The sequence below is a fragment of the Pseudomonas syringae genome (assembly GCF_002157375.1).
GTDB lineage: Bacteria > Pseudomonadota > Gammaproteobacteria > Pseudomonadales > Pseudomonadaceae > Aquipseudomonas > Aquipseudomonas syringae_T.
Genome location: NZ_MTSA01000001.1, coordinates 256997 through 270898 on the forward strand (window position 1 = coordinate 256997; position 13902 = coordinate 270898).

General features: G+C 61.3%; 10 protein-coding genes. All 10 read right to left on the minus strand.

Features of this window, described 5'->3' with window-relative positions; translation table 11 throughout:
* Window positions 1-19 precede the first annotated feature (19 nt).
* The 10 genes from pdeM to BW686_RS01160 all read right to left on the minus strand — a co-directional run bounded on the left by pdeM (window position 20) and on the right by BW686_RS01160 (window position 13697).
* The gene (gene pdeM, locus BW686_RS01110) at window positions 20-676 is read right to left on the minus strand and encodes a ligase-associated DNA damage response endonuclease PdeM (protein WP_084913821.1); all 657 of its coding nucleotides are present in this window, start codon (window positions 674-676) and stop codon (window positions 20-22) included.
* Entirely contained in the window at window positions 673-3165 is a 2493-nt protein-coding gene (locus tag BW686_RS01115) for a ligase-associated DNA damage response DEXH box helicase (protein ID WP_084913822.1), read from the minus strand. The genes pdeM and BW686_RS01115 overlap by 4 nt, the downstream gene beginning before the upstream one ends.
* Window positions 3166-3323: 158 nt before the next feature.
* Complete coding sequence (locus tag BW686_RS01120) at window positions 3324-4088, minus strand: ABC transporter ATP-binding protein (protein ID WP_084913823.1); 765 nt, start codon at window positions 4086-4088, stop codon at window positions 3324-3326.
* Between the two features lie 9 nt (window positions 4089-4097).
* A complete protein-coding gene (locus BW686_RS01125; protein WP_084913824.1) occupies window positions 4098-5216 on the minus strand; it encodes a succinylglutamate desuccinylase/aspartoacylase family protein in 1119 nt (372 codons plus the stop codon).
* 2 nt (window positions 5217-5218) lie between these two features.
* Complete coding sequence (locus BW686_RS01130) at window positions 5219-5929, minus strand: ABC transporter permease (RefSeq protein ID WP_084913825.1); 711 nt, start codon at window positions 5927-5929, stop codon at window positions 5219-5221.
* The gene (locus BW686_RS01135) at window positions 5926-6654 is read right to left on the minus strand and encodes an ABC transporter permease (RefSeq protein WP_084913826.1); all 729 of its coding nucleotides are present in this window, start codon (window positions 6652-6654) and stop codon (window positions 5926-5928) included. Before BW686_RS01135 ends, BW686_RS01130 begins: the two co-directional genes overlap by 4 nt.
* Before the next feature lie 80 nt (window positions 6655-6734).
* Window positions 6735-7517 carry a transporter substrate-binding domain-containing protein gene (locus tag BW686_RS01140; protein ID WP_084913827.1) on the minus strand — a complete coding sequence of 261 codons (783 nt, stop codon included), beginning with the start codon at window positions 7515-7517 and terminating at the stop codon, window positions 6735-6737.
* 344 nt (window positions 7518-7861) lie between these two features.
* Window positions 7862-9565, minus strand: a complete 1704-nt coding sequence (locus BW686_RS01145; RefSeq protein WP_084913828.1) for an ATP-dependent DNA ligase — start codon at window positions 9563-9565, stop codon at window positions 7862-7864.
* Window positions 9562-10608 carry a ligase-associated DNA damage response exonuclease gene (locus BW686_RS01150; protein WP_084913829.1) on the minus strand — a complete coding sequence of 349 codons (1047 nt, stop codon included), beginning with the start codon at window positions 10606-10608 and terminating at the stop codon, window positions 9562-9564. Before BW686_RS01150 ends, BW686_RS01145 begins: the two co-directional genes overlap by 4 nt.
* A gap of 614 nt (window positions 10609-11222) precedes the next feature.
* Entirely contained in the window at window positions 11223-13697 is a 2475-nt protein-coding gene (locus BW686_RS01160; RefSeq protein WP_084913830.1) for a penicillin acylase family protein, read from the minus strand.
* Between the last annotated feature and the right edge of the window lie 205 nt (window positions 13698-13902).

The window sequence follows — 13902 nt, forward strand, 5'->3', positions numbered from 1 at the left end:
AGCCTTGGCACACTGGCCGCTAGAGCACGCGCCACACCGCGTCGCCACCGGTCACGTAGACCTCGGAGCCGTCCACCGGCTGGATACGGAACCCGCCTGTGAATTCGCCAAAGGCGGGCAGCAGGCTGACCCGCTGACCAAGGTAGAAGCAGGCCAGTCGCAAGCTCTGCCGGCCTCGGCCGTGCAGTCGGTAGACAGGGTGGACGTGACCCGCCAGCACATGAAGTTCGGGGTGCGGGTCGGGTTCATGCTGCAAGGCAAACGGCCCTAGTATCATTGGCTCGGGAACCACTTCGATACCCAGATAGGGCGGCGGATCGCCCGCTCTTTTATCGTGGTTGCCACGGATCAGGGTAATTGCCAGCGTCGAGCGTTCCGCCCGCCACTGCTGCAACGTCGCGAGTGTGCCAACAGCATGCGATTCGGGGGCGTGCAGAAAGTCCCCCAGAAAAATCAGATGATCACACGCGTAGGTGTTCAGCAGGCTGTCCAGCCGTCGCAGGTTTTCCTGAGTTGTACCGTGCGGCACCGGCTGGCCCAGCTTGCGATAGGCGGCGGCCTTGCCGAAATGCGCGTCGGCAATCAGCAATGTTCGTTCGGCGGGGTAGTAAATGGCCTTGTCGGCCAGCAACCACAGCTCTTCACCCGCCAGCGTCACGGCCTGGTAGGGTTTCATGGTTCATGCTCCGGGCCTGCGGCTTTCTCCAGATCGCGGACCATGCGGGCAATTCGGTCTGCGAGTTTTTCCGAACTGAGGCTTTCGCGAAAACGCTCGACCAGCAGCGGAAACGCCAGCGGCGTGGCGCGTTTGATGGCATGCAGGTCCAGCCTGCGGCTGTTGATCTGGCGCAATGTCAGCTCCAGGCGCTGCAGGTCCAGTTCCTGGCGCAGCACCTCTTCCTCAGCCTGGGTCAGCAACATGTTTTCGGCGTCATACTGCTTGAACACTTCAAAAAACAATCCGCTGGACGCCTGAAGCTGGCGATTGCTTTTGGCTGCGCCGGGGTAGCCGGAAAAGACCAGGCCCGAGATTCGGGCGATTTCGCGAAACCGCCGTAATGCCAGTTCGCCCGCGTTGAGGCTGGCAATGATATCGGCCAACAAGTCAGTTTCGCTGAACAGATCGGTTTGCAAGACGTGCGCCCAGTCAATCTCGCTGGCACTGAGCAACTCCAGGCCATAGTCGTTGACTGCGATGGAAAAGGTCAGTGGCCGATGGCGGCTCAGGCGCCATGCCAGTAAGCTGCCCAACCCCAGATGGACATGTCGGCCAGCGAAGGGGTAAAGAAAAAGGTGCCAGCCTTCGCGAGACTTGAGCGTTTCGGCCAGCAGCGTATCGCGTTGTGGCAGGCCGGACCATTGTTGCTGCACTTCCAGGAGCGGTTTGATGGCCTGCATTTCCGGGCTGTTGAATTCGCCACGGGCGGCGGCATCGAACTTTTCCACCACCGCCTCCGCCAGTTCGCTGGACAGCGGCATGCGTCCGCCATTCCAGCGCGGCACGGCGGCCTTCTTGCCCGTGGCGCGTTTGACGTAGGCCGTCATGTTTTCTACCCGGACCAGCTCCAGCAGACGTCCGCCGAACAGAAAGCCGTCACCGGGCTTGAGCCTGGCGATGAAACCTTCTTCGACGCTGCCCAGCGAGCCGCCACCGCCGCCTTTTTTCCAGTACTTCAGGTTGACGGTGGCTTCACTGACGATTGTGCCGACACTCATGCGGTGACGACGGGCCAGGCGTGCATCCGGTACGCGCCAGACACCGTGTTCGTCCGGCTCGGCGCGGCGGTAGTCGGGGTAGGCCGTGAGGGAGTGGCCGCCGTTGCGCACAAACGCCAGCGCCCACTGCCATTGCTCATCGCTCAGGTCGCGGTACGCCCAGGCACTGCGCACCTCGGCCAGCAGTTCATCGGGCAGAAAGCCGCCCCCCAATGCCATGCTGACCAGGTGCTGAACCAGCACGTCCAGCGGCTGATGCGGTGACTCGCGTGGCTCGATCATTCTGGCGGCAACCGCGTCATGAGCCGCGGCGGCTTCGACCAGCTCCAGGCTGTGGGTGGGCACCAGCGTGACGCGAGAAGGACGCCCCGGTGCATGGCCTGAGCGCCCGGCCCGTTGCATCAGGCGCGCGACGCCTTTGGGTGAGCCGATTTGCAACACGCGCTCGACGGGCAGGAAGTCTACGCCCAGGTCCAGGCTTGAGGTGCAGACCACCGCTTTGAGCGCACCTTCTTTCAGGGCTCGCTCGACCCAGTCACGCACCTCTCGGGCCAGCGATCCGTGGTGCAAGGCGATCAGGCCAGCCCAGTCCGGGCGCGCTTCCAGCAATGCCTGATACCAGATTTCCGATTGTGCCCGCGTGTTGGTGAACACCAGGCAACTGGCGCTGCTGTCCACCTCGGCGACCACCTGCGGCAGCATACGCAAGCCCATATGCCCGGCCCACGGGAAGCGTTCGATGGACGGCGGCAACAGCGTATCGACCTGCAAGTCCTTGACGATCTTGCCTTGCACGGTCACGCCGCCGTCGCCGATCAGTACCTGCTGCGCATGGTGCTGATTGCCCAGCGTCGCGGAAATGCCCCACACGATGAGTTGCGGATTCCATTGACGCAAGCGGGCCAGCGCCAGTTGCAACTGCACGCCGCGTTTGTTGCCGATCAGCTCATGCCATTCGTCCACCACGACCATTTTCAGCGTCGACAACGCGACCTGTGCGTCGGCGCGGGTCAGCAGCAGCGTCAGGCTTTCCGGGGTGGTGATCAGCGCGGATGGCAGCCGTCGGCTCTGTCGCGCGCGCTCGCTACCGCTGGTGTCGCCGGTACGCAGGCCCACTGACCACGGAATATCCAGTTCTGCCAGCGGCGCTTCAAGGGCACGAGCGGTGTCGGCTGCCAAGGCGCGCATGGGGGTGATCCACAGGACACTCAGCGGTTCTGCAGGCGGTTTGCGTTTGCGCGGCTTGTTGTCGGCGGTGAGGGTATTGGCTTTGGCGAAACGATTGAGGGCGGCAAACCACACCGCGTAGGTCTTGCCCGAGCCGGTGCTGGCATGCAACAGGCCCGACTCACCGTTTTTGACCGCCGCCCAGACGTCCTTCTGAAACGCGAACGGCTTCCAGCCTCGGGCAAGAAACCATCGTTTGGCGAAGTCGGTGGGTCGGCTCATCCGCTTGCGTGTGCTCTGAGTGGCGTTAAGTCAGAGACAGCGAAGAAAGGGTAATAGTTTTAAATGGTTATGGCGCTCATCGCTAGACACACATCTAACTGACTGTCGTGCCGATGCTCCGCATCGGCATGCCGTTCAGGCTTCATGCACAAAAAACGCTACTTCAGATTGCCACTCAAAAACTGCTGCAAGCGCTCGCTTTTCGGGTTGTTGAGTACTTCATCCGGGTGGCCGGACTCTTCGATCTGCCCCTGATGCAGGAACACCACCTGGCTGGCCACCTTGCGGGCGAAGCCCATTTCGTGGGTGACCAGAATCATGGTCCGGCCTTCTTCGGCCAGGCCCTGAATGACTTTCAGCACTTCACCGACCAGCTCCGGGTCGAGTGCCGAGGTCGGTTCATCGAACAGCATGATTTCCGGTTCCATCGCCAGCGCACGGGCAATGGCCACGCGCTGTTGCTGACCGCCGGACAGGAACGCCGGGTACTGATCGGCGACGCGCTCCGGCAGGCCGACTTTTTCCAGGTATTTGCGCGCGCGGGCCTCGGCTTCGGCCTTGGGCACGCCCAGCACCCGGCGCGGCGCCATCGTGATGTTTTCCAGCACCGTCATGTGTGCCCACAGGTTGAAGTGCTGAAACACCATCGCCAGGCGCGTGCGGATGCGTTGCAATTCATCGGCGTCCGCCACGCGCATGCCGTGCTTGTCGCTGACCATGCGTACTTGCTTGCCGTCCAGGCTCATCGCCCCGTCATTGGGCTGTTCGAGAAAGTTGATGCAGCGCAAAAAGGTGCTCTTGCCGGAACCGCTGGCACCGATCAAACAGATCACATCACCGCTGCTGGCCTTGAGCGATACGCCTTTGAGCACTTCGTTGTCGCCATAGCTTTTGTGCAGGCCATCGATGGTCAGTTTGTACATGACAGGTCCTCAAGGAGAAAGTAGATAGCCGCTGCGATAGGCCTGGGTGCCGGCGATGTGCGCAATGACCATGCCTGCGGTCGCCATGCGGCGCAGCGAGCGCGCGTACAGCAGGCCGGCATTCAGGGCATGGATGCAGCTCACGGCATCGCTGATCGGGTCGATGACCTCGGCAATCAACTGGCCGGCCTCGACGTACTCGCCAGGCATCGCGCAGAACACCAGCAGCCCGCCGACCGGCGTGGCGACCGGCTCGACCGCTGCCAGTGGCGTAGCGGGGTAAAGCAATTCGGGCGGCAGCGACAGTTCGCCGTCGATGACGCCGGCGTGAATCAGGTAATGAATGATCGCCTGACAGTCGCGGCTGGCGAGGGCGTGGTTCACATCGCCTTGGCCACGCAGCTCCAGGGTCACTGAAAAGCTGCCCATCGGGATCGGGAAGCGCTCGCCGAAGCGTTGCTGCAACTGCCACCAGACCAGCGTGAAGCATTCGTCGAACGACTGGCCGCCCGAGTCGGTGGCCAGCAGGCTGGCTTGCGCACCCAGGTAGCGCGACAACGGCTCGACTTTCGGCCAGGCTTCGGGCGTGGTGTACAGGTGTTCGACCGACTCGAAATCACAGTGCAGGTCCAGCACCATGTCGGCATCGCAAGCCAGGCGTTGCAGGGTCAGGCGCAGCGATTGCAACTGGGTGGTTGCGACTTGAGCGTTCAGGGCTGCCAGCAGGCTTGTACGCACCAAAATACGGTTTTGCTGTGGATCGTCAGTCAGACGGGCTTCGATATCATCACCGACCTGCACGCCAAGGTCGCTGAAGCCACGATTGAAATTCTGCCCGCTCTCCAGCTCGTAGCGGCCCAGCGGCGTGTCCATCAGCACCTGTTCCAGGCCTATCGGGTTGGCCACGGGCACCACGACGATTTCCCCCCGCAGGCGACCGGCATTTTCCAGTTCGGCCAGGCGCTGTTTCAAATACCAGGCAACCAGCATGCCCGGCAGTTCGTCTGCATGCAGCGAGGCCTGAATGTAGACCTTGCGCGAGCCGCCTTGCGGCCCGTAATGAAAGCTATGGACGTGCCGGACAGTGCCCGGCACGGGTGACAGCAGATCGTGGGTGTGATGGCGCATGATCAGCGGACCGGGCCGAGAAAGGCCAGCCAGCGCCGTTCGGCAAGGCGGAACAGTCCGACCAGAATAAAGGTGACGGTCAGGTACATGACCGCTGCGATGCCGAACGACTGGAACGTCATGAAGGTCGCGGAATTGGCGTCCCGCGCCACCTTTAGAATGTCCGGCACGGTGGCGGTGAACGCTACCGTGGTCGAATGCAGCATCAGGATCACCTCGTTGCTGTAATACGGCAACGAGCGGCGCAGCGCCGAGGGCATGATCACGTAGGTATAAAGCTTCCAGCCGGTCAGGCCGTAGGCCTTGGCCGCTTCGACTTCACCGTGGGCCATGCTGCGAATCGCACCGGCGAAGATTTCCGTGGTGTACGCGCACGTGTTCAGGGCGAACGCCAGAATGGTGCAATTCATCGCGTCGCGGAAAAACGCGTCCAGAACCGGTTGCTCGCGCACCGCGGCAAGGCTGTAAATGCCGGTGTAGCAGATCAGCAACTGGATGTAGAGCGGTGTACCGCGAAACAGGTAGGTGTAGAACTGCACCGGCCAGCGTACCCAGCGGTTTGTCGACACGCGGGCAATGGACAGTGGAATGGACACGCAGAAGCCGATGGTGATGGACGCGCTGAGCAGCCACATGGTCATGGCCAGACCGGTCACGTTGACGCCGTCTGTATAAAGGAAGGGTTTCCAGTATTCCTGTAACAACTCGATCATCGCTGCGCCTCCCGACTGCCTGCGGCGTAATGCCGTTCAGCCCAGCGCAGGGCGAAGTTCGAGGCGCTGGTGATCATCAGGTAGATCAACGCCGCCAGCACCAGAAAGTAAAACAGCTGATACGTGCTTTTACCGGCGTCCTGAGAAGCCTTGACCAGATCGGCCAGGCCGATGATCGACACCAGCGCGGTGGCCTTGAGCAGCACTTGCCAGTTATTGCCGATCCCCGGCAGGGCGTAACGCATCATTTGCGGGAACACGACATAGCGGAACCGCTGACCGCGCTTCAAACCGTAAGCGGTTGCCGCCTCCACCTGGCCGCGAGGCACGGACAGAATGGCGCCGCGGAACGTTTCAGTGAAGTAAGCCCCATAAATGAAGCCCAGCGTAATCACGCCTGCGCCGAACGGGTTGATCTCGATGTATTCCCATTCCATCGCGTCGGTGAGCAGGGTGAGCCAGGTTTGCAGGCTGTAGAAAATCAGCAGCATCAACACCAGATCCGGCACACCGCGGATCAGTGTCGTATAAATTTGTGCCGGTACGCGCAGCAGCGCTGAACTCGACAGTTTGGCAGTGGCTCCGATCAACCCGAGCACAATACTCAGGGCGAGCGACAGCACAGCCAGTTTGACGGTCATCCAGGTGCCTTCCAGCAACAGCGGGCCAAAGCCCTTCAGGCTGAACGCCGAGAGTCCCAGGTTTTGCATGAGTGCATCGAGCATGGATAGGCCTTGCGTCTACAGACGGAAACGCCCATCGATCGGGCAGCGAATCATCGCCGAAATCGATGGGCGTCAGGGTGTTATTTGCCGCTGTACAGGTTCAGGTCGCCAAAATGTTTTTTCTGGATTTCGGCGTAGGTGCCGTCATCGTGCATGGCCTTGATGCCTTTATCCAGCAACGCTTTCAGCTCTTTGTTGCCCTTGGCGATGCCGATGGCGGTCTTGGCAGGCAACAGCTCGCTGTCGACCGGCTTGCTGACTTCGTAATCAGCACCCGCTGGCGACTTCAGGAAGCCCAGTTCGGCTTGCAGCATGTCCTGGATCGACGCGTCCAGGCGACCGGACGTCAGGTCGGCGTACACCTGATCCTGGTTGGCGTAGGCCTTGGTGGTCACGCCTGCCTTGTCCAGCACGGCTTTGGCGTAGGCTTCCTGAATGGTGCCTTGCTCATAGCCTACGGTTTTGCCTTTCAGGCTGGCCGGGTCGGCGGTCAGACCTGCGCCTTTCTTGAACACCAGCGAGGTCGGGCCGGAGAACAGCTCATTGGAGAAGTCGATGACTTTCTCGCGGGCCGGTGTCACGGTCATCGAGGAGATGACACCGTCGAATTTACGGGCCTTGAGGCCAGGGATCATGCCGTCGAAGTCGCTTTCAACCCATTTGCAGGTGACTTTCAGCTCTTTACAGATGGCATTGCCCAGGTCGATGTCGAAGCCGACCAGGCTGCCGTCGGCGGCTTTGGATTCGAACGGTGCGTAGGACGGATCGACGCCGAAGCGCAGTTCCTTGTACTCCTTGGCCATCGAGTTACCGGCGGCAAGGCACAGAGCCAGTGCAGAAAGAGTGAGCCATGCTTTTTTCATTATTCAGTCCTTAAAACCTTAAATGGGGCGTTGGGAACACGCGAAGCTTGCTACCGGCAAGTGCCAGACTGGCAGAAGATAGCAATTTCCGAACCAGAGGGACGAACATGCGTTTGAAATGTAAGGCGTTGTCGCTATTTCATATGAATGGCTGGCAATCTGCCGCCTCTGCACGTTTGCAGAGCAGGTAATGACCGCCCGGAAGGGTGACGAGCATCGCTCACCGCAGCGCCGAGCGGCAGATTAGTAACGAAAGGGCGCTGTGTCTGGCGGGCGAGCAGTCGAACAGGCTGATCGGTGTGTCAAAAAGGTGCGCCCGAATCGGCGCGCACTTTTACGGTGCGTCAGTTCAGCAGGTCCTGAAGCGTCGCCAGGCTGTCGGCTTCGGCGACAGGTTTGTCCTGCCGCCAGCGCAACATGCGAGGAAAGCGCACGGCGATGCCGCTCTTGTGGCGCTTGGACAGGGCGATGCCTTCAAAACCCAGCTCGAACACCAGCGTGGGCGTCACGCTACTGACCGGTCCGAACTTCTCGACGGTGGTCTTGCGGACGATGGCGTCCACTTTGCGCATTTCTTCGTCGGTCAGCCCCGAGTACGCCTTGGCGAACGGCACCAGCGTGCGTTCGCTGGCGTCGGGCGGGCCGTCCCAGACTGCAAACGTGTAATCGCTGTACAGACTGGCACGACGTCCGTGGCCTCGTTGCGCATAAATAAGCACGGCATCGACACTGAACGGGTCGATCTTCCATTTCCACCAGACGCCCATGTCCTTGGTGCGACCGACACCGTATAACGCGTCGCGGGCCTTGAGCATCATGCCCTCGACGCCCAGGCTGCGAGAGGCCTCGCGTTGGGTGGCCAGATCGAGCCAGTCCTTGCCAGTGAGCACCGGGGAGGGCATCAGCACCTCGCTCTGGCAGTGTTCGATCAAGGTTTCCAGTTGCGCACGACGTTCGTGTTGAGGCCGGCTGCGCCAGTCATCGCCTTGCCATTCCAGCAGGTCGTAGGCCAAAACAACCACCGGCACATCTGCAAGAATCTTCTTGCCCAGCGTCTGGCGGCCGATGCGCTGCTGCAGCAAGGCAAAAGGTTGCACCGAGGGTGTCGCCTGCGGAACGTCACCGTTCAGGGCAAAGGTGGCGTCGCTGTCGGGATGGGGTTCGGGCGCTTTCCAGACCACGATTTCGCCATCGATGACCGTGCCGTCCGGCAGGCCATGCACCAGGCTGTGCAGCTCGGGAAAACGGTCGGTCACCAGTTCTTCGCCTCGCGACCATATCCACAGCCTGCCGTCGCGTTTGACCAATTGCGCCCGGATGCCGTCCCACTTCCATTCCACCTGCCAGTTTTCGGCAGGGCCGAGCAGCGCTTCGAACTGATCGGCAGGCTGCTGGAATGAATGCGCGAGAAAGAACGGGTAGGGCTGACCACCGCGTTGCGCATGTTCATCTTCCGACTCGGGCGCGATCAGCTTCAGATAGCGTTCGGCGCTGGGGCGATGTGACAGGTCGGTATAGCCGACCAGTCGCTGTGCGACGCGTTTGCTGTCGATGTCGGCCAACGCGGCCAGCGCTCGGGTGACCAGTAGTTTGGACACGCCGACCCGGAAGCTGCCGGTGATCAGCTTGATACACACCATAAGGCTGCTGCGGTCCAGTTGCGACCAGAACATGGGCAGGCGCTCGGCCAGTTCTTCGGGGGGCAGGCCGCGCAACGGCAGCAGCTTGTCTTCCATCCAGGTGGCCAGGCCTTCGTCATTGTTGTGATCGGCCTGAGGCAATAGCAGCGAGAGGGTTTCCGCGAGGTCGCCGACCGCCTGATAGCTTTCTTCGAACAGCCATTCAGGGAGGCTGGCGAGTGTCATGGCCTGTTCGCGCAATATGCGCGTCGGCACCAGTTGCCGTGGACGACCGCCCGACAGAAAGTACACCGCCCAGGCGGCATCCTCAGGGTCGGCTTTCTCGAAGTAATCGCGCATCGCCGCCAGTTTGGCGTTGCTGGACGTGGTGGCGTCCAGTTGGGCGTAGAGTTCGGCAAAGGCTTTCATGGCTGAGTCTCGCCCGGGCTTGCTGCTTGAGGCTCGGCCGTTGCCGGGTTGCTGTCTTCTTCATCGCCGTATTCGGTACTGAAGCCCTGGGCATCCAGCCCCAGTTCACGCAGATAGCGCACCAGTATCCCCACCGATCCGTGAGTGACCATGACCCGCTCGGCCCCGGTCTGCTCGATGGCCCATAACAGCCCTGGCCAGTCGGCGTGATCGGACAGTACAAAGCCGCGATCCACGCCGCGTCGACGCCGGGTGCCGCGCAACATCATCCAGCCGCTCGCAAACGCATCGCTGTACTCGCCAAAACGCTTCATCCAGCTGCTGCCACCGGCAGACGGCGGGGCGAGAATCAATGCCTGACGCAGGGCCGGATCGGTCTTCTTGAAGTCGCCGGCGTATTGAGTTTCCGGGATGCGAATGCCGCCTTCCCGATAGACGCGGTTCAAGGGTTCAACCGCGCCATGCACCAGAATCGGCCCGATCTGCGAGTCGATACCGTGCAGAATACGTTGGGCCTTGCCGAAGGAATACGCGAACAACACGCTGGCTTTGCCCTGGGCCGCATTGCCGCGCCACCACTCGTTGATGCCTTCGAAAATCTGTGACTGCGGTGCCCAGCGATAGATCGGCAGGCCAAAGGTCGATTCGGTGATGAAGGTGTGACAGCGCACCGGTTCGAACGCTGCGCAAGTGCCGTCCGGTTCGACTTTGTAATCCCCGGAAGCCACCCATACTTCGCCTTCGTACTCCAGCCGCACCTGCGCAGAGCCCAGCACATGCCCGGCCGGATGCAGGCTCAGTTTTACGCCGTGGTGGGTGATGGTTTCGCCGTATTCGAGGGTTTGCAGGTTGATATCCTGCCCGAGGCGCGACCGCAAAATACCCTCGCCGCTGGCGGCCGACAGGTAATGCTGATTACCGGTGCGGGCGTGATCGCCGTGAGCATGAGTGATCACCGCACGCTCGACCGGACGCCACGGATCGATATAGAAATCACCGGGCGGGCAGTACAAACCTTCGGGGCGAGCAACGACAAGGTCCATGGGGCAACCGTATGGAGGGGCTTGTTAGCTATGAGCCGGTAAGGAACTGGAAGTTCGGGGAGTTTGCGTGAGCGCTGCGGAGCGTAAGGCGCGACAGCAGGTGAATTAGGGCTCGACTCAAGGTCACCCTTTCGCCTCTGACTATCGTTCCCATGCTCCGCGTGGGAATGCAGTTCGTGACGCTCTGCGTCACACGGCGGTTTTCTTTGTCAGGTGGATTGGGGTTCGGCTCAGGTCACCTTTGCGCCCTTACGGCGCCTTACTTTGAGGGACCAAAGTAAGCAAAGTCCCAGCTCCGTTTCCGGCCCGACTTCGTCGGGTTCCTTCGTCCTGACACTGATCCGGGGGTCGCCGCAACGGGCCATCCATGGCCCGGTGCGGCTAGCCTGGCGTCCTGCCAGGCTACCCCCGGATCAGCGCCAGGACTCAGCCGTCACTGACGTCGCACTCTGCGTCGTCAGTGCCATCGCGACAGAAAAGCGCTTTTATGCACGATGGTGTTCTCCCGGACATTGATGACTCAAGCCGACCCCAAATCCACCTGAACCACGCTGGGGCGTGGGAACGATAGGTGTCTTGAAGCACGCCATCGTGCCCATGCTCCCTTTCGGCGCTTACTTGCCCGGCGTCAGCGTCAGGCGTTGTTTGCCGTAGCCTTTTTCGTAGTTCTGCTGTTGCACCGGAATCGACATGTATTGCGCCTTCTGCCACGGCTCGATGCTGTTGGCGTAGTACGGGCTGGCCGGGTTGCCGGACTGGCCGGTGTTGATCATGCCGGTCATGGGCTCGACCAGGCTGAAGTCGACGATCATGCGCAGGCTGGGAGCCACGCGTGTGTCGAAGCCTTTGCCCCACTCGAACCCGGACACGTTCAGCGTGCTGTGATCGCCACCGGCCGGAGTGGCGCTGCGGTTGAAGTCGCCGCCACCCAGTTGCTTCGCCAACGGGTTGGTCGAAGTCCAGTTATCGCGATGCAGCTTGCCCCACTGCCAGGCGCTGTGATTGTTGCCCAACAGGCTGTCGCCGAGGGTGACAGCGGCCGCCAGACTGCGTGCCAGGATCGCGGGTTTGTCTTCTTTCTGCGGGGTTTTGACGTCATCCCAATACGGGCTGTCATCGCGTCCCAGCAGGTGGTCGGCCTGCGGTGAGTACGACGAGCTGGCGTTGGCCACCAATGCCTGCCACGCAAGGCTGGTTTCCGGCCCCAGTTCATCAAGGAATATCTGTTTGGCGCTTTCCTGCAGGAACAGCTCATAAAGTGCTGCGTCAGCGGACGTGGCGCTGAGCTTGCCATCGAACGCCATCAGGCGCGTGAACGCTTCGCGGGCCTTGTTGCGATCGGCTTCCGGCAGGGCATCAATGGCCTGCTTTAGCGGCTTGCTCATGCCCGGTGCCTGGAACATGGTCTTGAGTTTGGCGGCGAATGTCGTGGTCTGGTCATACTGCATGGCGATGGTGCTGCGCAGGTCCTGCTTACCGCCATTGGCCAGCTCGGCAATCCGCTCGGCGCGCTCCGGGTAGCCCCACGAGTTGGAAAGCTGCATGCCGTAGCCTTTTGGAATCGTGCGCTGGTTGGCGGCCGCAAGCCAGCCCTGACGCGGGTCCTGATCATAAGGATGGAGCATCGAGTCGGCGAACCCGTCCCAGTCGTACTTGCCGTCCCAACCCGGCGAAGGCAACAGGCCCTGGCCTTCACGGCGATTCGGGAAGCGGCCGGTCACTTGCCAGCCAATGTTCGAGGCATCGGCGAAGATCATGTTCAGGGTGATGGCCCGAATCTCGCGGCTGGTGTCGAACGCCTTCTCGACGTTCGGTGCGCGTGACAGGTCAAAGAAGGCATCCAGGCTCTTGTCGTCCTTGAAGCTCGGGACCTGCAACGCCAGGCTCAACCCGTTGCCGGGCGGCGTGGCGCTGGCATTGAGCAGTGCGCCGTGACGCGTTTCATACACGGTTTCGCGAAGCGGGCTGCCACCTTTGACCAGAAAGGTCTCCTGATGGGCCGTTGCAGGCACCCATTTGCCATCAACCATATAAAAGACGCGGTTGCCCTCGCGCTTGATCTTCTCCAGAAACAGGTCCTGATTGTCGCCCTTGACGTTGCTCATGCTCCACGCCAGCTTGCCGTTGAAACCACTGAGAACCAGCGGCAGACCGGCGATGGAGACCCCGGACACCTGATACTTCGGCGCGCGGATCTGCACGAAGCTCCACGCAGAGTTGAGGCCGGCAGGCAATTGCATGTCGCTGGCCAGCAGGCTCTTGCCGTTACGGCTGCGTTGAGGCGCGATGGCCCAGTTGCTGGAGGCGGCGACGCCCAGCATGTTCAGGTCCGAGAGCTGCAAGGCGACCTTGTTCAGGTCGTTCAGGCCGGTGACCTGATTGTTCAGGTTCAGGTCCTTTAGCTTGTCGGCTTCGGCGAACGGCAGTTCTTCATCTGGGTAGGTCGGCAGCAGCCAGGCGAGCTTGTCGGCGCCGACCTTCTGCGCCAGCACCAGCGCCGACAGCTCTTCCTGCAGATTCACCGACAGGCTGAAATTGAGAAAACTGAAGATCAGTGCCGAGTCTTCCGGCTTCCAGTACTCGGGTTTGTAGCCCGAGCTGGCGATATCGGCCGGCAGTTTGTCGCGGTAGCGGAACAGGTACGCATTGACGCCGCGCGCGTACACGTCGAAAAAGCGCTTGAGACGAGGCGACGAGGCGTTGTACAGATCGCTGGCGTTCTGTTTGAGGTTGACCGAGCGCATCAGACGGTCGACTTCCAGCGCGTCCGGGCCGGCCATTTCCGACAGACGGCCCTGCGCGAGCAGGCGCATGCTCAGCATCTGACTGATGCGATCACCTGCGTGTACGTACCCCAGCGTAAACAGCGCGTCATGGTAGGTGCTGCTTTCAATCAGCGGCATGCCCATATTGTTTCGGCGTATCGAGACGTTCTGCGCCAGCCCTTTGACAGGAAAGGTCCCGGAAGCAGGCAGTACGGTATCAGGATCACCACCGCCCAACTGGCAGCCGGCAAGGCTCAGGAAACTCGCCGCAGCGGCGGCAGCGCCGAATCGGGGTAGAAAATGAAGAAGGGCTGGCGAGGCCATGGGCAAGCTCCTGAAGGGGTCACGTACAAAAGTCGCTACGTTAGAGAGCAGTCAGGCAGCACGCAAGCGGCAAGGGGCAGTTTATTTCAGGATTTTGCAGAAGCCCGTCGGCGCTCCTCATGGCAGCCGCTGCCACTTGGCTCAGGCTGTTATCTGAAAGCAGGCGGCACGCTCAAATGAAAACGGCCTGCAATGCAGGCCGTCA